Genomic DNA, 19636 nt, shown 5'->3' with positions numbered 1-19636 from the left:
AGTTACGGGCTGCTGGGCGCTGTAAAGAACGACTTCCATACTCGTGTGACAGCACTCCGGCACTACCAGCGCATAGAGAATGAAATCATCGTACTGGTTGCGGAAATGGCTCGCCTTAAAACGCGCCTTATCGCCATCCATCAGAACATTATCGCGCAGCACATTGGCGCCGAGACTCCGTGTTCTTTGAACGCACCTCGCCCCTGATGTTCGGATTTACACGCAGCAACGCCGTCCGAAAATCCCAATAGAGTTCGCGCAAACCTGGGGCACGGAAGCCTTCGGTGTATCGCGCATAGAGCTGCAAGCCGTCGAATGGCTTCACGATCAGACCCGCGTTCTGGGCTGAACCGCTCCTGTTCTTTATCCGGGTGATTAGCGGCAATGCGCTTCTCTGCCTTCGGCCGAGCAATGGTCAAACCGCGCCCCGGCCGAAAGCTCCAGCCAGTTTGTCGGCTCAAGCGTTAGTCTTGCCATAGGCGCTTCGCCAGATTGCGGCGGACGCCGTTCGACCACGGCTTTCGCGCCAGCGCGTTCATTGGTTTCGGCTGCGAACGCCACCTCTTTGCCGGTATTCGCCGCCGGCATCCACAGTCAACTCGCCGACAAGGTTGTGATAACGGAGCGGTTGGAAATGTCTGCGCCGGTTGTTTCCATGCTGTCCGGTTGCGGCCCACGTAGGTCCAGCCGATATCCCGCGTGTGCTCGAGCGTCCGTATACCACAGGTCTGACTTCCACGTTCAGCAGCCGGTTGTCCGAGCGGCGCGTAACGGTAGCGTGCGGTGTAGGTATCGACCTTTGTGCGGCTGAGATTGCGCTGCCCGTAGTTGAGGCCCAGCTGCGGTTCATCCTCTCTCGCCGGCAAGGCTGTCGAATCAAGCATACAGCCAGCTCCAGCGACTGGCCGTCGCCCCACTTTCACGTGCCCTTCGCCAGCAGCGAGTCCGTCTCCGCGGACGTATTGTAAACTTCATCGCCCGGCGCGACACGCGCGTTGCGTGCACCTCCAGAGAAAACAAAGCCGTGCCGGAACATTGTTCTTACCGGCGAAACCGTTGCCCTGCTTGCGTCTGGAGATTGCGAGCACGCCGTCGAAATTTTCCTGCGACGTCGCCACAGCCACTACTGCCCGACCAGGCATCGCCTTCAAAGAAGCCGGAGGGCGGTCGGCGTCGCGTAATCACCTCAGGGCCGGTGCCGGGTGGCACACCAGCAGGCGGTGTCGCGTTGTTGCCGCCATGGGCTGCCCGCGAAGCGCGCCGCGCACGCTGCTCGCGCCAGCCCTTGACGAAGATCCTGCGCAGCAAGCGTGCGCATGTTGATGGTGCCGCCGATTGCGCTGTTCGGGCCATCGCTCGGCCCTTTGGTGATATCAATACCGCCGATCAAATCCGGATCGACGTAGGTCCTCATCTTGCGCGTGCCTGCACCTTCGCCGCGATAAGATGCGATGAGTTGATGGCTCCGGGTCGACGGTTGTCGTTAACGCGCCCCGCTGCCCTGCAATCCACGGATGTTCGGATTGACGGAGGTGCCAACGCGATTGCCGCCATTCAGAACGCCGGGCGTACTGACGAACATGTCGCCAGGCGATGTTACCGGCACCCGTTCCAGCTGCTCGCTGGTAACATGACTGACGGAGCCGGCCGTTTCGTATGGGCTATCCGCCGTAAAGCCTTCTGACGCGCCGCCACCGCCGCTCTACATCGATCGTAACAAGAGCAATCGCGCCATCCACGCTCGCACCGGCCTGACCGCCGCCAGCGTTCGGATCGGTGATCGTCACCGCATCGGAGCCATTGAACGTGTAGGCAAGGCCCGTGCCTGCCAGCAGCCGGTTCAGCGCCTGCTCGCGCGTCAGCGCACCCGAGACACCCGCACTGGATTTGCCTGACACCAGGCTCGAAGGCACCAGCAGCTTCCAGCCCGCGCGATCGGCAAACGCCGTCAGCGCCGAACCCAACGACTGCGCCGGAATATTGAAGCTGATCTGCGCTGTCGCTGTAGAAGCCTGCTGCGCATAGGCGCCACTTAACGGCGATGCCGCCAGCATCAGCGCTGCAAAGAGCGCCGCACTAACTGACTGCCCTCTGGCCCGCTGCCCTCTGGATTTTCCGGAACGAACGCACGCAATTCGACCGCTACCAAACTCAACACACATGAAACCCGCCTACGCTTACTCAACTAACTGGCGGAAACGCTGATGCACTTTAACGCCGTGCAACCTGTCCCCGTGTTCAAGGACGAAGCGTCGATTACAACCTTGTAGGCCTCGGCTGAAAATATTTCATACTTTGGCGGTCATCAAACCGCCGGTGTTGCAAATTTGACAACACCGATTGGCCGCACCCCTGCAGCGCAATTGCCAGCGAATGCTGATCCATCCTGGAATACCAACGCTGTCAGCGGATGATCGTCACCCACGGCAGACGCGTCACCTTCACCGGCAGCGTCTCTTCGATCATGCGCAGAATGGAATCGGGATCGGAGGTTTTCAAACACGCCCGTCACCGGCAACCGGCGCAAGCTGTCGCCCATCAGCATGATGCGGCCGGAGCGGTGCCGCTCGACCTCCGCGATCACATCGCCCAGCGCGCGGTCGTTGAAGATCAGCTTGCCGCGACGCCACGCCGTTGCTGCCGCCGCATCGACATCCTGCGGTGCGGCTGGCGCCCGGCCAGCAACGTATGACACACGCTGATTGCCGCCAACATCGACAGCCCCCGCCGCACCTGACGACGCCACCGCCACCTTGCCTTCAACAACCGTCACCACGGTATCGTCCGGACGCAGATCAACGTCGAAGACGGTGCCGAGAACTCTTGCCGTACCGCCGCCGGCCTCAACTACGAACGGTCGCGCCGGATTGGCCGCCACGGAAAAGATCGCCTGTCCGCGATGCAGCGCAACCTTGCGCAGAGCGTCAGAATACTCGACCGACAGCGCACTGTCGCCGTTCAGCTCAACCTGCGTTCCGTCCGGCAAAGTCACGGTGCGCGTTTCGGCCACCGCGGTTACGTAATCGGCAAACAGGTGCCCACCGATCATCCCGCTGCGGTAAAGGCCCGCTCCGGCAATCAGCAGCACGCCACCGCCCAGAACGCTCCGCCGCGTCATCTTCTTGCGGCTGGCCTTGCGCTCCGCCTTACGCTGCTCGCCGCCAACCGTACCGATGCCGCTCCACACGGCCTCCGCTTCCTGCGCCGCGCTTTCATGGTCGGCGCTCTGCACCCGCCAGCGCGCAAATGCCTGCCGCTCGGTGTCCGTCGCCTTGCCGGAGTTCAGCCGCACAACCCAGGCGATGGCTTCATCGCTGAGCGAAAGGTCGGCCGCTGTTGTGTTCCTGTCCGTAGCCATTTGATGTGTTCAGTCCGCCGATGTGGAAGCGCGGGTACCCGACACACCAATCACCGCCGCCATATTCATAAGACGAACCGAGCCCAGCAAACTTGCAGCATCAAATCACGCGATACGGCGGAAATGATCGCGGCAGTGCCGCACCGCCTGCACCAGATACTGCGCCACGCGGCTTTCGCTCACGCCCAGCTTGCGGGCGATCTGCGCATGCGTGCGCCCATCGCATCGGTTCAGCAGCAGTGCCGTGCGCGGCTTGGGCGGCAACTCCGCCAGCGCCAGTGCCAGTTGCCGGAGCTGGTCGCGATCGACAACAATCGCTTCTGCGGAAGGGTAGGTGTCCGCGATCGACCGCAAAATCTCGTCGTCGCTGATGCAGTGCGCCGCGTGCCGGCCCTCCTTGCGGATCAGGTCGGTCGCGATATTGGCGGCGATGCGCAGCACAAATGCGTTGCCGTCGCGAATGGGAACTTCAGGCTTCTGCATGCCGGCAATGCGCAGCCACGTCTCCTGCAGCGCATCCTCGGCCAGCTCCGACGAACCGGTACGGCGCTTCAGTGCGGCCAGCAGAAAATGCCACTGGCGCAGGTACACGCTCATCAATTCATTGTCTGTCCGGGTCAGGATCATGGATCTGGATTACGCACGCGCGCCGATTGATGCAGATACTGGTGTTGGCAACAGCTTGCCCCACAGCTACGCGCTCCAGAAATTTCCAGCAACACCAATGATTTATAATGATCCCAAGCTTTTTGCCCGCTTCTCCGCCTCAAACTATACCAGATCCGTATTGTTTTTTCTTTTGCCTGCGATGACTTAGGTCAAGGGCTGGCTGCGGTCCGCCCCCTGCAAATCGGGATGGCCCGCACGGCCCTGCGGACCACGAACGCCGCCACGAGTTGCAGAAACGCCACGAGTTGCCGCTGCCAAGCTCGCCCGTTCCCTTCCCCAGCACGCAACACGCCCTCGCAGCCTCGGCGCCAACAAGATTGAGGCGCTTCCAACCTGCATTAATGCCCCGGCCCCTTGCTTTGCAGCGCGCAAGTTCGATAGGTGGTCCTCACCTATTTGCGATCCTGCCCCTCTTCCCGCCCGGATCGCGCAACAACCGAAAGGCGCGTCCGCGATGGCACAACCCACAATCACGCTGCACAAGGGCGATCTGCCCGCCGGTCTGAACCTCGGGCCAAGCGTCGCCATCGACACTGAAACGCTGGGCCTCAATCTGCACCGTGATCGCCTGTGCCTGGCGCAGCTCTCCGCTGGCGACGGCAGCGCCCATCTGGTGCAGTTCGACGGCACCGACTATTCCGCGCCGAACCTGAAGGCCCTTCTGGCCGATCCGAACATCGAGAAGATCTTCCACTTCGCCCGCTTCGATGTTGCCGTTCTCAAGCGCGATCTGGGAGTCGTTACATCGCCGGTTTACTGCACGAAAATCGCTTCCAAGCTGGTCCGCACCTATACCGACCGCCACGGCCTGAAGGATCTTGTCGCCGAACTCGTCGGCGTCGAGCTGTCAAAGCAGCAGCAAAGCTCCGACTGGGCCGCGCGCGAGCTATCCGAACAGCAGCTCGCCTACGCCGCTTCGGATGTGCTGTATCTCCACGCCGCCAAGGCCAAACTGGATTTCATGCTTGAGCGCCAGAACCGCCGCGAGCTGGCCGACGCCGCGTTCCGCTTCCTGCCGACTCAGGCGGCGCTCGATCTGGCCGGATTCGGCGATATGGACATTTTTCTCCCACTGATCAGCGGCTTTGAAGTGTTTTACCCGGATGCGGCGCCAGAACTCGGCGCTCACCCCCCGTTCCCTGCCCAAAATCAAGGCGCGGGCTGCAAAAAACCGGGGGTTGCAGGCTGGCGGCGGCCACTCACCATTGCGTGTCGTGCCCGTCCCAATATAACCCTATTTGCCGGTGACTTAGACATGATCGCTTCGGACCCATCAGTCTGAAGCGTGAAGCATCGGTCCGGTCAAAAAGGCCGGAGCTGCATCGCGTTTTTTGAGAAAGCGATCAGGCTCTGGCCATCAGCGGAGCGGAGGCTTGCCGCCCATCAAACCAGCGGGCGGGAACCCGAAACCGCTGAAATGGATAACGGCGGCAGGCAGCAGCCCCATAGCGAGCGCATGGCATCAACCACCAATTTCACGCCCGGCGATGCATGGACCAAGGTGAACCCGTTCTCCGGCAGCACCGCGGCCGAAAGGACGCGTAACTTCAAGCTCGCCAAACGGCACACGCGGCTTGTCCGCTTGCTGCGCTGGTTGTTTCCCATTTCCACCGTCGGCATTCTCGGGCTCTACCTGCTGCTGGTGCTGGATACCTCCGGCATGGTCTCGCAGCTTCCGCGCCTGGAAGTGCCGCGCATCATCCCTGAAAACCTCACCATGGATAACCCCAGCTACGAGGGGTACACCAACGACGGTGGCCGTTACACGGTGCACGCGAAAACCGCCGTGCAGGATTTCACCAACACCGACTTCGTACGCCTCAACAGCATTACCGGCGACCTCTTCGACGCCAAGAAAGCCCGAACACGCCTCACCGCTCTTGAAGGTGAGTTCAACACCAAGCAAAACCAGCTCGTCCTGTCGGGCGGCATCGATATCGTCGCCGACAGCGGCCTGAAGGCCAAGCTATCCCGCGCGACCATTCTCACCAACGAAAGCCTCATCACCTCAAACGAGCCGGTGCTGGTGGAAATGCCGACCGGCACCATCCGCTCCAATTCCATGCGCCTGCTGAGCAAGACCCGCGAGATCGCGTTTGTCGATGATGTGCGCGCGCATCTCATCCCGCCGAAAAACGAAAACGCTGACGGCGCTGCAAGCGACGCAGCCAAGCCTGATGGCGCAAGCGCAGCCGCCCCGCTTATCGGTGGCGGCGATGCACCGATCGACATCAACGCCAACCGCCTCGACATCGATGACACCGGGAAAACCGCAACCTTCACCGGCAACGTCCATGCACGGCAGGCCGACGCCGCGCTGGAAACCGCAGCGCTCGAAGTTTTCTATGAGGGTGGCAACGCCGAGGATGGCGGCGCCGCCGCAACGCCCGACATGCCCGGTGCCGGTGCCAAGATCCAGCGCATCTTGTCTCGAACACCGGTTGTCATGACGCGCGCCCCGAACGATCGCGTCACCGGCGCCAACCTCGACTATGACGCCATCAAGCAGGTGGCCGTAATCGATGGCGACGTGAAGATGCTGTCGGGGCCGGACCGCAACGCAACCGCCCGACGCGTCACCGTCGATCAGAAGGCCGACACTATCCTGCTCACCGGCAATGTCGCGGTCAGCCAAGGTCGCAACCAGCTCAAGGGCGAGCGCTTGTTCGTCGACCGGGCCAAGGGGCGCACGCAGCTTTCAGCAGCCGCCTCACGCGGCGACAATGGCCGCATCTGGACCCAGTTCTACCGCACTGAACCCAGCAACGCGCAGCAGAAGGGCCAGAGCGCAGCAGCCGCGGCCGCCGCTGCGGGCGCCGCTGCGGGCGCCGTCGGCGTCTTCAAGACTGATCCCAGCGCGCCAATCACGGTCGAAGCCGCCCGGCTTGACGTCGATGATCGCGCCAAGCAGGCGATCTACAATGGCGAGGTGCATGCGGTGCAGGGTGATTTCGTCGTCCGCACATCGCAGTTGAAGGCCTTTTACACCGGTGCTGCCGGCCTTGCTGAAGATACCGCCAAAACACCCGACGCCGCCCCCGCTCAGCTCTCGCGCATCGAGGCACGCGGCAAGGTCGTCGTAACGTCCCGCGACGGTCAAAGGGCATCCGGCGACTGGGCCAATTATGACGTCAAGAAAAACGAGGTCGTTCTCGGCGGCGATGTGGTGCTGACGCAGGACAAGAACGTCATCAACGGCACCAAGCTCACCATCAACATGCTGACCGGACAGAGCATCATTGATAGCGGCGACAGCGGTGCCTGGTCGGCGCGCGCTGCTCCGCAGGCCAAAAATGCTTCCGGCTACACCGTCCGGCAGGGCCGACCGAGCGCAATTTTTTACCCTAAGGACAAGAACGCCGCCGAAAAGAAGCCGTCAGCTAATGCTAATAACGGCTCTTACGCCAAGCCCGATTGGGCGCCGGTGGCTCCGTCACCCTAAAGTGTCGCGCCACGACGCCAATTGACAGGCTTTCCTATAGGCGCACCAATATCTGCCGTACACTTGCGGCCCGCACACCGAGGTTTCCTGTAACGTGGTCAAATTCCTGCCCTTTGGCTTCAAAAAGGCCCAGCAGGCATCCTACGATGAGTGGGACCCACCTGAATATGGCGCCGCCGATGCGTCGTCGTATGACTATGCGCCGGCGCTGGCCGCCATTGGCGCTCATGGTCAGCCCCAGCAGCAGCCTCATCAGGCGCCCTACCAGCAAAATACGCAGCAGCAGGGCCAGGGCGAGCAGTATTCCAGCCATCCCGGCGGCGAAGGCTGGCTGACGATCCGCGAAGTTCGGAAGAGTTATAAAAAGCGTCTCGTGGTGCGCAGTGTCAGCATCGACGTGCGGCGCGGCGAATCCGTCGGCCTGCTGGGCCCGAACGGCGCCGGCAAAACCACCGTTTTCTACATGATCACCGGCCTCGTCCCGGCCGACAACGGCACCATCACCATCGACGGGCTGGATGTCACCCGCCTGCCGATGTACCGCCGCGCCCGCCTCGGCATCGGCTATCTACCTCAGGAAGCATCCATTTTCCGCGGCCTCTCGGTCGAAAAGAACATCATGGCGGTGCTGGAGATCGTCGAGCCATCCGCCAAAAAGCGCCGCGAAAAGCTGGAAAGCCTGCTGGAGGAGTTCCGCATCACGCACCTGCGCAAATCGCCCTCCATCGCCCTTTCAGGCGGCGAGCGGCGGCGGTGCGAAATTGCCTGGGCCCTGGCCTCCGGGCCGTCATTTATGCTGCTGGACGAACCATTTGCGGGCATCGACCCGATCGCGGTCGGTGACATTCAGGAGTTGGTGCGACACCTGACGGAGCGGGGCATCGGAGTTCTCATCACCGACCATAACGTCCGCGAAACCCTTAGCCTGATAGACCGGGCCTACATCATCTATGATGGGCAGGTTCTGACCCAAGGCAAGCCGGAAGAAATCATAGCTAACGACGACGTGCGAAGAGTCTACTTGGGGGACATGTTCGGTTAACGCACGCTGATCGGGAAGAGCGTACAGGGTAATCGGGGCGGGGCGCATGGCGCTAGCTACGAAGCTGGAATTGAGACAAGGCCAGCAGTTGGTGATGACACCCCAACTGCAGCAGGCCATCCGTTTGCTTCAGTTCTCAAACATAGAACTCGCCCAATTCCTGGAAACCGAACTTGAGCGCAATCCGCTGCTTGAAGCGGACGACAACACCGAAGCGCCGGTTCGTGGCGAGCGCGATACCGAAAGCGACGATCACACGCCTGAACGCGCCTCGACTGACGGCGCCGCAGACAACACCTCCGATGCCTCAGCCGCTGACACCAGCGGCGGCGATGACGACAGCGACTGGGTCGATCTTGAACGCCCCGCTGCCGATCCCGAAGGCACCTTCGACACCGAATACGAGAACCTCTACCCCGACAGTACGCCAACGGAGCAGATGCAGGATGCCTCGGCCACCGATAGCGGCTGGGCATCACTCCGCCAGCGCGGAACGGGGTCAGGTGAAGATGTAAATATCGAAGCCTACCTGCAGAGCGAAACATCCCTGCGCGATCACCTGAGCGAGCAACTGCCGCTGGCGCTCAGCGAACCGGTTGATCGCCTGATCGGCCAGTATCTCATCGATATGGTCGACGAAGCCGGTTATCTCCCGGCCGACTTCGACCGTATCGTGGAAAATCTCGGTGCGCCGCACAGCAAGGTCGAGCAGGTACTCAGCCGCCTGCAGACCTTCGATCCGCCCGGCGTGTTCGCCCGCTCATTGGCCGAATGTCTCGCGCTCCAGCTCAAGGAGCAAAACCGCTACGATCCGATCGTCGCCCGCTTCCTTGAGAACCTCCATCTGCTCGCCGGACACAATCTTCCCGCACTGCGCCGTGCCGTCGACATCGAGATGGACGAGTTGCTGGAAATCATCGCCGAGATCAAGCGGCTGAACCCGAAGCCGGGTCTGAAGTTCGGTTCGGAATATCTGCAGCCAGTCGTTCCCGACGTGCTCGTCCGCGCGGCGCAGGATGGCTCCTGGATCGTCGAGCTCAACGCAGAAACGCTGCCGCGCGTGCTGGTCAACCGCACGTATCTCACCACCGTCACCAAAGCCACCGGCTCCGCAGAAGACCGCAACTATCTGCTCGAATGCCTGCAGACCGCCAACTGGCTGGTGAAGAGTCTCGACCAGCGCGCCCGCACAATCCTGCGCGTGGCGGAAGAAATCGTGCGACAGCAGGATGCCTTCTTCACCCACGGTGTGCAGTTCCTGCGGCCGCTCAATCTGCGCACCGTCGCCGACGCAATCTCGATGCATGAATCGACCGTCTCGCGCGTCACCTCCAACAAGTACATGGCGACGCCGCGCGGCATCTTCGAAATGAAGTACTTCTTCACCTCCGCCATCGCATCGGCCGAAGACGGTGCGGAATCCCATTCGTCGGAAGCGGTGCGCCACCGCATCAAGCAGATGATCGACGGCGAATCCTCCGTCAGCGTTCTGTCCGACGACAAGATCGTCGAGCTGCTCAAGACCGATGGCATCGACATCGCCCGGCGCACGGTAGCCAAGTACCGCGAAGCGATGCGCATCCCCTCATCGGTGCAGCGCCGGCGCGACAAGCGACTCGTCGTTCGCGTCTCGCAGTCGGAAGAAGCGCTGTAGAGCTTCGCCCGTCATCAGGCAGGTTTTCCCGGTCAGAAGCACAATGAGACAAACGGCCTAGCGCCGTTGCTAGCTTCTATAAAATGCCAGCCGGCTCCGGCCCGGCCCCGATGCCCCACCGTCTGCGGGCTTGTCCGCGGAACGGTAGTGCTCTATAGCCACATTCAGGTGGCGGGATACGCCTCAGTGCTTTGCCGCACCGTGAATGGCATATAGCAAGCGCCCTCGGGCTCCGTAATTCGGGGCCATTGGCCCGGATCTTGCTTTGTACACTCCGAAGGGAAGCCTCAGGATGGGCAGATACGGAGTAGGATTTTCTTAACGCAGCGCTAAACCGGAAAAACGGGCAAAAACCCTGTGAACCGGGCGACTTAGATGAGTGTTAGGGAGAAACGCGCCATGTATGTTGTCACCTTTGGTCACCTTCCAGATGCCATTATTTTGGTCTCTCAAGGGTCAGTTTAAGGCAAGGGATGGCTCACCTGATCGGCATGGATCCGATCGGACAGGGCATTGGTTGTAATCGTTAAGAACGCCGGCATTTACACGCAGCTCCGAGCAGGAGCGGCGGCTGGTGTTCGCAACAGTTGGAACGGGATTGGACGATGGATCTCTGTGACCTGCTGGCCCCCGACGGTGTCATTGCATCACTCAAGGCATCCAGCAAAAAGGACGCCCTTGAACAGCTCGCTGCGGCGGCCGCTGAAAAAACGGGTCTCGACCGGCTGGAAATCTTCAACACGCTGCTGCAGCGTGAGCGCCTCGGCTCAACCGGCCTTGGTGCTGGCATTGCCATACCGCACGTGAAGCTGGCGGGCCTGACGAAAATCGTGTGCCTGTTCGCGCGCCTCACCGACCCGATCGAGTTTGACTCGCACGACGATCAGCCTGTCGATCTGGTGTTTCTGCTGCTAGCGCCCGAGCATGCCAGCGGCGACCATCTGAAAGCACTGGCAAGCATTTCGCGCCTGGTGCGTGAGCCCTCGGTCATCGACAGCCTGCGCAAGGCCCCCGATGCCGAGACGCTGCGCCAGGCACTGACACGGACGCTGCCGTCCCACGCAGCCTGATCAAACGGCGATGCTGTTCTGACTGAGCAGCAACGCTGGCCTTCGCCAGCTCTGAATCAAAAAAGCCGCGCAAGCATTAAGCTGCGCGGCTTTTTCATTGCCATCGTTGCGCCGGTCAGTGAACCACGCAGCTTCCAGATGTGTCGCCCATCGCCAGCATGGCGATGATCGCAGCGCTGCCAACGATAATGCGCCACCACCCGAACAGCGCAAAACCATGCCGGCTCACGTAATCGAGCAGGTGCTTCACCACGAACACCGCCGCAATGAATGCGGTGATGAACCCGATCACGATGTTGGTCACATCCGCCGTGTTCAGTATCGCCGAGTTCTTGTAGAGGTCGAATGCAAACGCACCCGCCATCGTCGGCATCGCGAGGAAGAATGAGAACTCGGCTGCTGAGCGCTTATCCGTTCCCAGCAGCATCGCACCGACGATGGTCGCTCCGGAACGGGACACACCCGGAATCATCGCGAAACACTGCATAACGCCGATCTTGAAGGCCAGAGACGGCGGAAAATCCATCGCGTCAGTGTAGCGAACGCTCAGCTTCATGCGGTCGACGATCAGCAGCACGACACCGCCGATCACCAGCATCGAAGCGATCAGCATCGGCGTTTCGAACAGCACCGTCTTGATGAAATCATGCGCCAGCGCGCCGATGAACGCGGCGGGCAGAAACGCCAGCAGCACGCTGGCGACGAAACGGCGGGCGCGAGCATCGTGCGGCATGGCCAGCGCCACGCGCGTCAGCTTCACCGAATAGACACTGAGAATGGCAAGGATGGCGCCAAGCTGAATCAGAACTTCAAAGCTCTTGCCCGGATTGCAGATGTCGAGAAAATGCTCTGTCAACAGCAGATGCCCGGTCGAGGAGACAGGTAGAAATTCGGTCAATCCCTCGATCAGACCAAGCAGGATCACTTCCCAGATTGGCATCGGTTCCTCATTATCCTGCTGGATCTCGTTTTTTCTGTGCGGCGTGAACGATTAGCAGCATTTGGTGGGCCCCGGTGCCACTTCCGTGCCACACGGGCAGATTGTCTTATGTCATCGCTGCCCTTCAGTGGCGCAAATCACAGCAATACAAAAGCAAAAACGGCCAGCCCCTCCGATGCACACACTGACGCACTTTCGCCTCTGTCCGTTCTCGCGTGCCGCGCGCCTTGCGCTGGCGGAGTTCGCCATCGAGCCGACGCTTGTCGAGGAGCGCACATGGGAATGGCGGCCCGAATTTCTGGCCCTCAATCCTGCAGGTGAGTTGCCGGTGCTCCAGATCGACGATGCAGCGCCCATTTGCGGCATCTACGCCATCGCCGAATATCTGGGCGATACGCCGCCGCTCGACGACGCTGACAGCGCCGCTAGTATCGATCCGGAAGACGCCGGAAATGACCAAGATCCGGACGATACGACACCGATAAATTGCAAGCTATTTCCCGGCACGCCCGCTGAACGGGCCGAAATCCGCCGGCTGGTGGATTGGTTCAACGGCAAGTTTAACCGCGAGATAACCCAGGAACTGCTGTACGAGCGTGTCTATACGCGCATGCAGCACGATCGCACCGCGACGCCGGATGTTGACGTTCTGCGCGCGATTGCTACCAATCTGCGCTACCATATGAGCTACATCAACCATCTGGCGGACCAACGCCGATGGTTGGGCGGAGAAGAGCTTTCATTCGCCGATCTCGCAGCAGCCGCGCAGCTCTCTGTTGTCGATTACCTCGGTGAGGTGCCATGGGAAAACTATCCGAGCGCGAAGATCTGGTACGCACGCCTCAAGTCGCGGCGATCGTTCCGCGGCCTGCTGGCCGACCGGCTTCCGGGCGCACTGCCTGCCGCCCACTACGCCGATCTCGATTTCTAGCGCTCACGCAGTAACGGTGTGCCGTGACCGACAGCGCCCAACAACTGAAAGACAAGCTGTTCGCGCACGCGCGCGAGCTGGGCTTCGATGCTGTGCGCGTCACCACCCCCGATGCTATCGCCGCCGCGCCGGAGCGTCTGGCTGAGTACCTGCGTAAGGGCCACCACGGCGACATGGGCTGGTTGGAATCCCACGCCGATCGCCGCGCCAACCCGCTGCAGCTCTGGCCCGATGTGCAATCGATCATCATGCTCGGCATGAGTTACGCGCCGGATGAAAATCCGATGGATCTGCTGGATGAGCCCGAGCGCGGCATCATCTCGGTCTATGCGCGCGGCAAGGATTATCACGACATCCTCAAGGGCAAGCTGAAGCAACTTGCAGGCGCATTTGCGGCGCAGGCCGGCGCCGATGTGAAAGTGTTCGTCGACACCGCGCCGGTGATGGAAAAGCCGCTCGCCGCCGCCGCAGGGCTTGGCTGGCAGGGCAAGAACACAATGCTGGTGTCGCGTCAGCATGGCTCGTGGTTGTTCCTCGGCTCTATCTTCACCAGCGCGCCTCTGCCGCCTGACGATCCCGAGCCCGACCACTGCGGCAGTTGCAGACGTTGTGTTACCGCCTGCCCCACGTCGGCGTTTCCCGCACCCTATCAGCTCGATGCGCGCCGCTGCCTCGCCTACCTTTCAATCGAGCACAAAGGCCACATCCCGGCCGAGTTCCGCCGCCCGATGGCCAACCGCATTTTCGGTTGCGACGATTGCCTCGCCGTGTGTCCGTGGAACAAGTTCGCCCAGTCCGCGCGCGAAGCCCGTTTCGCCGCCCGCGCCGAGACCGACAATCCGCCGCTTGGTGAGTTGCTGCTGCTCGACGACGCCACCTTCCGTCTGCGTTTCGCGGGCACGCCCATCAAACGCACGGGCCGCGACCGCTTCATCCGCAACGTGCTCATCGCCGCCGGCAACTCGGGCGATCGCAATCTCATTGCCCGCATTGAACCGCTGCTGGGCGACGCATCGCCTTTGGTGCGCGCAATGGCCGTATGGGCACTGCGCGAGCTGACGCGGGATGATGTCGGCGAAACACTGCGCCATCGCCATCTTGCGCGCGAACACGACAGCGACGTGCGCGCCGAATGGCGGCACATGGAGGAACACGCCCAATGAGCCGAGCGAATGGCCATCTTGTTTGCCTTGGGCTTGGCTACAGCGCCGGCCGGATCGCACAGCGGCTCGCCGTCGATGGCTGGCGCATCTCCGGCACGGCACGCACGCCCGCTGGTGTCGATGCCATAGCTGCATCGGGCTACGATGCATTCCTGTTCGACGGCACCCAGCCCAACGCAGCGCTCGGAGCTGCGCTGCGCGATGCAACGCATATCCTGCTTTCCGCGCCGCCCGGCCCCGATGGCGATCCGCTGCTGGTCCAGCACCGCTCTGACCTGGAGCACGCGCCCAACCTCAAATGGATCGGCTATCTCTCCACCCTCGGCGTCTATGGCAACAGCGACGGCGAATGGATCGACGAGACAACGCCACCGCGCGCCACCTCCGCACGCGGCCAGCGCCGCATTGCGTCCGAAGCTGAATGGCTGGCGTTCGGCAAACGCATCGGCGCCACCGCGCAGGTCTTCCGCCTCGCCGGCATCTACGGCCCCGGACGCAGCGCCATCGAACGGATGCGCGAGGGCACAGCGCATCGCATCATCAAGCCGGGGCAGGTGTTCAACCGCATCCATGTCGATGACATCGCCGCGGTTGTCTGTGCTGCGATGGAGCGCGGCGCGCACGACATCTATAACGTCGCCGATGGCGAGCCTTCACCGCCGCAGGATGTCATCACCTACGCCGCCGAACTGTTGCAGATGCCGCCGCCACCCGAAGTGCCGTTCGAGGAAGCCGATCTCAGCCCGATGGCAATCAGCTTCTATGCCGACAACCGCCGCGTCAGCAATCAGCGCATCCGCGAAGCACTCGGCGTTGAACTGAAATATCCCAACTATCGCGAAGGCTTGCGCGCAATCGTCAGCGGCGCTTCGGTCTGATCGCGCAGCCATTCGGATAGCAATCCACTACGCAATCGCTCCCACACGCCGCATGAACGCCGTCGTTCAGCCGCCGTTCAACCGCGCTTCGCTTTATTGCAAGCACAGCGTCGCAATTGCAGCGACAGGAAGCGCGGCTTCCGAACGGTTGTTCAGGGCGAGGGGCATCATGCGATCAACGGCGAAAAGCTTCGGCAACGGCGCAGCATGCGCCATCGCGTTCGCAGCAACCGTCATTGCGCTCCCACACCTCGCCGCCGCCGACGATCCCGCACACTCGCTGGCCGAGAAGTTTGCACGCGCAGCCGATGACAGCGCAAAAATTGCCGCGCAGGAAAAGCGCGCAGCCGAACGCCTCGCCGCCCAACAGAAGGCTGCCGCCGAGCGCGATGCTGCACAGGCCCGTGCACGGCGCGAAAAGGCCGCAGCTGCCGAGCAAGCACGTGTTGCAGCCCAGCGAGCCGCCGACGAAGCCGAAATGCTGCGCAAGGCTGAAGCTGAGAAAAAGCAGCGCCAACTCGCCGAACAGGAACGCGCGGAAAAGAAGCGCATCGAGGCCGAGCGTAAACTTGCGCGCGACAACGCCCAGCGCATCGCCGAAGAAGCACGCCGTCAACGCGCTGAAATGGATCGCAAGGCTGAAATCGCCCGCCGCGCCGAAGCCGAACGGCTGATCCGCGAAGTTGAACAGCAGCGCATTGCCGATGAAAAGCGCCTCGCTGCCGCTGCAAAGGCCGCCGAGCAGAAAAAGCGCGCGGAAGAAGCACGCATCGCCGAAATCCGTCGTCAGGCTGAAGCTGCCGAGAAGCAGCGCCGCGATGAGGAAGCGCGCGTTGCCGAGCTGAAGCGCAAGGCGCAGGCCGCCGAAGCGGAGCGCCGCGCGCAGGAAGAACGTCTTGCCCAGCAACAGCGCGCCGCCGATGCCGCCGCCGCCAAGCAACGCGCAGCGCTGGAAGCTGCACGCGAGGATGAAGCGCGCCGCATCGCTGAAAAATTCCGTCTTGCCCGAGAAGCACAGGAAGCCCGCGATGCGCAGGAAGCTCGCGCCGTTCGCGAAGCCAGCGCTCGTCCACTTGCGCAGCCCGGCACGCGTCCGTTGCCGGACATGGGCGCACGCAGCAGCCTGGGCGGCCCCATCCCCGATGCATTGCCGCCCGCTTCACCCTTCATCGATGCGCCTGCGGTCAAAGCCTCCGTGCCCGCGGCTAAACCTGGTGCCAAAGCAAACACCGCTGCGCGCGCACGCCCCGCCGCTGCGAACACCTATCCGCAGCGCGTCACAGTGCTGATCGAGATGGACGCGCGCCGCCATGGCTTCATGGGCGAGAAGATGACGGCCAATCCCGTCCTGTGCGTCGCCGATAGCTGCTACGTCAGCAACGGCTCAACCATGCCCGCCACGGCGATGAACCGTAACAAGACGCTCGGCCCCGGCAACACGCTGGGCCGCAACGCCAGCGTCTGCCGCAACGACACGACATGCGTGTTCCGCGGCGTGCTGCTGCCTTCCGCCAACACAACCATCCAGCCGGTGGACATGGGCATGCTGCGCCACGACCGTCGCGAGATCCGCTCTGTGAAGCCCGACACCTCATGCCAGGCACGTAACGGACAGCTGTCCTGCGCCACGCCGATCGTTGCGTCGCGCTACCGCGCATGGATCGTGCCGGAGCAGGTCGCCGAAGCCGCCGGATCGCGCGCCCTTGAGAATGCGCTCGACGCCGGCCTCCCCGCCATCAGCGCCACCTACGGCAGCTGGGACACTACGGTGCGCACACGTTAATAGCTACACACTCCTTATGCGACGAGCTTGGCCGTCTGCGATGCAAGAAAAAAACAATGGCGTAGGAGGAAAACTGCGCCGCTGACTTAATCGACCTTCCTCAAGCTTTTCGCCGTAACGAAAATAGTATGAAAAGTGTCTGCGGAGGACGCAAATTCGAGTTCGACGTTTCCGAGCTCGTCAAACCCCGACACCTTCATTTTTGAACCAATCTGGGCCGCAATCGCCGCCACGTCCTCATCTGGCAGCCCAGAAATCAATTCAGGCGGAACTTCGCTGAGCACGACGACATCACCTACGGTTATTGGAGTGTCCTTTTCCGTAGGCAGATTTTCCCGCTGCCCAAGAATGAGTTCCATAACTTCGAACTGGCGCTGCAGCAGCTCCCCGACAGCTGCCTTTTGTTCTTTCGCGAGATCGACATCGCTTAGTGAGCGACCTATCTCCATGAGTCTGCCGATGGGGCCATCCATTTCGCGGAGCTTCTTTAAGAGCTGACCCAAATCATCCGCCATCGTTGACTTCAATCTAGCTCCCCATTTCCGCCGCGCTTTCGCCTCCCACAGCACTACTGCCGCGTCGCGAGATAGCCGATCGCACCGTTAGAGTTCTGCCGCTTGGTTTCCAGGAAATCATACACTTCGCGCGGATGCAGCGGCCGTCCAGAACGGTCGATGCGGCGACGCTCCAGCGCCTGCAATTCATCCAGCAGCGGCTCGGCCGTCCGATGCAGCATCCCGACCGCCTTGATGGGCTAGATTCTCAGGTGACGTTGAAATTGCATAGCGACGAGCACCACAGCAAATATCGAAACTCCGCCCAATCCACTCCACCCTTTAGCGTCGTAAAAGAGCATTCCAGCGGGTACCAGCAATAAGTATGGCACAATCCACCACAGCCGGGATGCCCGCGCTACGCCGCACACGAGCATAGCCACTATGGACCCTACCGCGAATGCTGCACCGTACCCAAAGCTGTCCATCTGACCCCTATTAAAAATATGGAGAGATCGCTGACCCCAATCCGTAATTTTACACTTACATTCATAGTCGCCGATCTGGCAGAGCGCTCAAACTCGAAAACGCAACGCCAGATCAGGCGATAATTCTTGAATCTTTAGGTGCCCACACCATGAGCCAAAAAAAACATCAGAGTGGCGTTAAAAACTCAGCTGACCCCGGGCGACCAGCCCGAGTCGCTTGCGGCTCTAATCATTTTCTACGCATGCAGTGCAATTAACTGATACCCCCATCTCGGCAAGGCATTTAATTTCTTCAACCGAAAAATCTATAGCAGTCGAGTCCCATATTTGATCGACATAGATGTCGAGCATGGCACTTTCGACGCCGGGCAACGCAAGCACTGGCTTTGGAAAATTTGATATTTTCTCCCGCAAAGAAGAGAAATGCGCAGTAAAATCGTTCGAGGCGCAATCCGATGAGAATGTACAATATCCCATTTTTCGAACCCCTATTGAATCACTTGTTGGCGAATTCAATATATCACCACGTTTTCCAGCGCGTGCTGGCAGCAATCCCGTCGCCGCTTTGATGACGTCAGGATCTAGTTCCAGACCGTACAGGTAAAGGGTGACATGCATGCTCGCCATTCGCTTCTGGCCTTCCTGCGTAACCGGCACCATGACACAGTCTCCATCCGTAACCTGCACCGCATCGATTGATCCGTGACACCACGAATACCTAGCCCAACACCTTGCTTTGAATTGAGCTTTCGATGTCTCTCAATGTCATAGAATTGTAGCAATTATCTCTGAAAATGTTAAACGGCAGAAGCGATCGTATAAATTGAGTCAAGACGTTTTTGCCCGAAAATTCTGGCGGGAAATATTTGCCAAAACAGAACGTCGACAGGTCGACGTCATATTCCAATTGCAAAATCTCCAAGCAGGATTCAGCCACGTCGCCATAAATGCCAAGATCATGAAACATTCTAGTATCGGGTGTAGCATTCCGGATCTTGCGATCGGAGAGCCCGCATTTGTGAAGATAGGTGACAAGTTCTTCGCTTAGCATATCGTTCACGCGACAACTCTTGGGTCATTGGGCGCGCGCACTGTGAGCCAAAATATCATCACCGTGGAGCTTAAAAACTCAACGACCCCGGGCAACACCCGCCCCAATCCCTCAAATCCCTTCATTCTCCTTGCGGCTCGCCATTTCTTTGCGAACAAGTGGCCATAGTCTGCAGCATAGGTTCGATAGTGAATGCCTGCCAATTCGTCTGCTTCGCAGCCGGTGCCCTTTAGATAGTAGAGACCCAATCTATTTATTGCGGGCAAGTGGCCTACCGCGGCAGTGCTGTTCATCAGGCCAAAAGCTTCTTCGCTGCGCTGTACGGATTCGAGAAAATTCGCATAGAAGTATTTCCCGAGCCAATCGCCGCTTTCAGCCGCCCGACACAGCAACTCCTCCGCACGAGCTTCATCTTTAGCAACAACATCGCCCTGCTGCAGCATGAAGCCTAGCTGGACCGTGGCAAATGCGCAGCCGCGCCGGACGAGATTCTCGTATTCTGCGACGGCAGCTTGCACATCTCCTTCCAACCGGAGTCGTGCTGCTACTTCCAATCGGCCTTGAATTTCACTGTCAGTCATTTCCTCATGCCGTAGTCCGAGCGGTGGCTATTCTGCAGGGCACTCGCGTCCGAGACCAGTTCCGAGCGGTTTCAAACGCCGCACGCAGCCTC

Annotated in this window: 19 protein-coding genes and 2 pseudogenes; 10 read left to right on the top strand and 11 right to left on the bottom strand. The window is 60.8% G+C overall.

Translation table 11 applies throughout. The annotated features are described in order from the left end of the window. Positions 1-375: 375 nt before the first annotated feature. The 6 genes and pseudogenes from QEZ49_RS10140 to QEZ49_RS10115 form a co-directional block, all read right to left on the bottom strand. The gene (locus tag QEZ49_RS10140) at positions 376-588 is read right to left on the bottom strand and encodes a hypothetical protein (RefSeq protein ID WP_280386538.1); all 213 of its coding nucleotides are present in this window, start codon (positions 586-588) and stop codon (positions 376-378) included. A gap of 598 nt (positions 589-1186) precedes the next feature. Then, positions 1187-1414 (bottom strand): hypothetical protein, encoded by a 228-nt coding sequence (locus QEZ49_RS10135; RefSeq protein WP_280386536.1) that lies wholly within the window; start codon positions 1412-1414, stop codon positions 1187-1189. Between the two features lie 69 nt (positions 1415-1483). Then, a pseudogene (locus QEZ49_RS10130) lies at positions 1484-1645 on the bottom strand (TonB-dependent receptor plug domain-containing protein); the annotation flags it as partial. Between the two features lie 16 nt (positions 1646-1661). Further along, a complete protein-coding gene (locus QEZ49_RS10125; RefSeq protein WP_280386534.1) occupies positions 1662-2054 on the bottom strand; it encodes an STN domain-containing protein in 393 nt (130 codons plus the stop codon). 251 nt (positions 2055-2305) lie between these two features. After that, entirely contained in the window at positions 2306-3358 is a 1053-nt protein-coding gene (locus QEZ49_RS10120) for a FecR domain-containing protein (protein ID WP_280386533.1), read from the bottom strand. A 105-nt stretch (positions 3359-3463) separates the two neighbouring features. Then, positions 3464-3955 (bottom strand): RNA polymerase sigma factor, encoded by a 492-nt coding sequence (locus tag QEZ49_RS10115; protein WP_280386531.1) that lies wholly within the window; start codon positions 3953-3955, stop codon positions 3464-3466. A gap of 28 nt (positions 3956-3983) precedes the next feature. Between QEZ49_RS10115 and QEZ49_RS10110 the strand changes: the two genes are divergently transcribed. The 6 genes and pseudogenes from QEZ49_RS10110 to QEZ49_RS10085 all read left to right on the top strand — a co-directional run bounded on the left by QEZ49_RS10110 (position 3984) and on the right by QEZ49_RS10085 (position 11235). After that, positions 3984-4175, top strand: coding sequence for a hypothetical protein (locus QEZ49_RS10110; RefSeq protein WP_280386529.1), 192 nt, complete (start codon positions 3984-3986; stop codon positions 4173-4175). Positions 4176-4481: 306 nt separating this feature from the next. Beyond that, a pseudogene (locus QEZ49_RS10105) lies at positions 4482-5093 on the top strand (ribonuclease D); the annotation flags it as partial. Positions 5094-5483: 390 nt separating this feature from the next. Continuing rightward, on the top strand, positions 5484-7469 hold the full coding sequence (gene lptC / locus QEZ49_RS10100; RefSeq protein ID WP_280386527.1) for an LPS export ABC transporter periplasmic protein LptC: 1986 nt from the start codon (positions 5484-5486) through the stop codon (positions 7467-7469). 94 nt (positions 7470-7563) lie between these two features. Continuing rightward, positions 7564-8511: an LPS export ABC transporter ATP-binding protein gene (gene lptB, locus QEZ49_RS10095; protein WP_280386525.1), complete on the top strand. Its 948-nt coding sequence runs from the start codon at positions 7564-7566 to the stop codon at positions 8509-8511. A 46-nt stretch (positions 8512-8557) separates the two neighbouring features. Then, positions 8558-10165: an RNA polymerase factor sigma-54 gene (gene rpoN, locus QEZ49_RS10090; RefSeq protein ID WP_280386523.1), complete on the top strand. Its 1608-nt coding sequence runs from the start codon at positions 8558-8560 to the stop codon at positions 10163-10165. Between the two features lie 605 nt (positions 10166-10770). Continuing rightward, entirely contained in the window at positions 10771-11235 is a 465-nt protein-coding gene (locus tag QEZ49_RS10085; protein ID WP_280386521.1) for a PTS sugar transporter subunit IIA, read from the top strand. Positions 11236-11350: 115 nt separating this feature from the next. Here the strand turns inward: QEZ49_RS10085 and QEZ49_RS10080 are convergent, their stop codons facing one another. Beyond that, a complete protein-coding gene (locus tag QEZ49_RS10080; protein WP_280386519.1) occupies positions 11351-12175 on the bottom strand; it encodes an undecaprenyl-diphosphate phosphatase in 825 nt (274 codons plus the stop codon). 175 nt (positions 12176-12350) lie between these two features. Here QEZ49_RS10080 and QEZ49_RS10075 point away from each other — a divergent pair, with 175 nt between their 5' ends. The 4 genes from QEZ49_RS10075 to QEZ49_RS10060 all read left to right on the top strand — a co-directional run bounded on the left by QEZ49_RS10075 (position 12351) and on the right by QEZ49_RS10060 (position 16930). Then, positions 12351-13106, top strand: a complete 756-nt coding sequence (locus QEZ49_RS10075) for a glutathione S-transferase family protein (RefSeq protein WP_280386517.1) — start codon at positions 12351-12353, stop codon at positions 13104-13106. Between the two features lie 23 nt (positions 13107-13129). Further along, entirely contained in the window at positions 13130-14269 is a 1140-nt protein-coding gene (gene queG / locus QEZ49_RS10070) for a tRNA epoxyqueuosine(34) reductase QueG (RefSeq protein ID WP_280386515.1), read from the top strand. Beyond that, entirely contained in the window at positions 14266-15147 is an 882-nt protein-coding gene (locus QEZ49_RS10065; protein ID WP_280386513.1) for an SDR family oxidoreductase, read from the top strand. Before queG ends, QEZ49_RS10065 begins: the two co-directional genes overlap by 4 nt. A gap of 169 nt (positions 15148-15316) precedes the next feature. After that, positions 15317-16930 carry a hypothetical protein gene (locus QEZ49_RS10060; RefSeq protein WP_280386511.1) on the top strand — a complete coding sequence of 538 codons (1614 nt, stop codon included), beginning with the start codon at positions 15317-15319 and terminating at the stop codon, positions 16928-16930. Positions 16931-17016: 86 nt separating this feature from the next. On the opposite strand, the gene QEZ49_RS10055 is transcribed toward QEZ49_RS10060, so the two are convergent. The 4 genes from QEZ49_RS10055 to QEZ49_RS10040 form a co-directional block, all read right to left on the bottom strand. Continuing rightward, complete coding sequence (locus QEZ49_RS10055; RefSeq protein WP_280386509.1) at positions 17017-17457, bottom strand: hypothetical protein; 441 nt, start codon at positions 17455-17457, stop codon at positions 17017-17019. A gap of 41 nt (positions 17458-17498) precedes the next feature. After that, entirely contained in the window at positions 17499-17666 is a 168-nt protein-coding gene (locus tag QEZ49_RS10050; protein WP_280386507.1) for a hypothetical protein, read from the bottom strand. 471 nt (positions 17667-18137) lie between these two features. Beyond that, positions 18138-18572 carry a DUF4279 domain-containing protein gene (locus tag QEZ49_RS10045; protein WP_280386506.1) on the bottom strand — a complete coding sequence of 145 codons (435 nt, stop codon included), beginning with the start codon at positions 18570-18572 and terminating at the stop codon, positions 18138-18140. 396 nt (positions 18573-18968) lie between these two features. Further along, positions 18969-19544: a hypothetical protein gene (locus QEZ49_RS10040; RefSeq protein ID WP_280386504.1), complete on the bottom strand. Its 576-nt coding sequence runs from the start codon at positions 19542-19544 to the stop codon at positions 18969-18971. Positions 19545-19636 lie beyond the last annotated feature (92 nt).

Source organism: Hyphomicrobium sp. D-2, from assembly GCF_029872155.1.
GTDB lineage: Bacteria > Pseudomonadota > Alphaproteobacteria > Rhizobiales > Hyphomicrobiaceae > Hyphomicrobium_A.
The sequence above is the reverse complement of the archived record's forward strand: the minus strand, read 5'-3'. Positions and strand labels throughout refer to the sequence as shown.

Coding starts and splice junctions, on each gene's coding strand:
- QEZ49_RS10140 (WP_280386538.1), bottom strand. CDS start 588: ATGCCGGCGGCGAATACCGGCAAAGAGGTGGCGTTCGCAGCCGAAACC.
- QEZ49_RS10135 (WP_280386536.1), bottom strand. CDS start 1,414: ATGAGGACCTACGTCGATCCGGATTTGATCGGCGGTATTGATATCACC.
- QEZ49_RS10125 (WP_280386534.1), bottom strand. CDS start 2,054: ATGCTGGCGGCATCGCCGTTAAGTGGCGCCTATGCGCAGCAGGCTTCT.
- QEZ49_RS10120 (WP_280386533.1), bottom strand. CDS start 3,358: ATGGCTACGGACAGGAACACAACAGCGGCCGACCTTTCGCTCAGCGAT.
- QEZ49_RS10115 (WP_280386531.1), bottom strand. CDS start 3,955: ATGAGCGTGTACCTGCGCCAGTGGCATTTTCTGCTGGCCGCACTGAAG.
- QEZ49_RS10110 (WP_280386529.1), top strand. CDS start 3,984: ATGGATCTGGATTACGCACGCGCGCCGATTGATGCAGATACTGGTGTT.
- lptC (WP_280386527.1), top strand. CDS start 5,484: ATGGCATCAACCACCAATTTCACGCCCGGCGATGCATGGACCAAGGTG.
- rpoN (WP_280386523.1), top strand. CDS start 8,558: ATGGCGCTAGCTACGAAGCTGGAATTGAGACAAGGCCAGCAGTTGGTG.
- QEZ49_RS10085 (WP_280386521.1), top strand. CDS start 10,771: ATGGATCTCTGTGACCTGCTGGCCCCCGACGGTGTCATTGCATCACTC.
- QEZ49_RS10080 (WP_280386519.1), bottom strand. CDS start 12,175: ATGCCAATCTGGGAAGTGATCCTGCTTGGTCTGATCGAGGGATTGACC.
- QEZ49_RS10075 (WP_280386517.1), top strand. CDS start 12,351: ATGCACACACTGACGCACTTTCGCCTCTGTCCGTTCTCGCGTGCCGCG.
- QEZ49_RS10065 (WP_280386513.1), top strand. CDS start 14,266: ATGAGCCGAGCGAATGGCCATCTTGTTTGCCTTGGGCTTGGCTACAGC.
- QEZ49_RS10060 (WP_280386511.1), top strand. CDS start 15,317: ATGCGATCAACGGCGAAAAGCTTCGGCAACGGCGCAGCATGCGCCATC.
- QEZ49_RS10050 (WP_280386507.1), bottom strand. CDS start 17,666: ATGCTGCATCGGACGGCCGAGCCGCTGCTGGATGAATTGCAGGCGCTG.
- QEZ49_RS10045 (WP_280386506.1), bottom strand. CDS start 18,572: ATGGTGCCGGTTACGCAGGAAGGCCAGAAGCGAATGGCGAGCATGCAT.
- QEZ49_RS10040 (WP_280386504.1), bottom strand. CDS start 19,544: ATGACTGACAGTGAAATTCAAGGCCGATTGGAAGTAGCAGCACGACTC.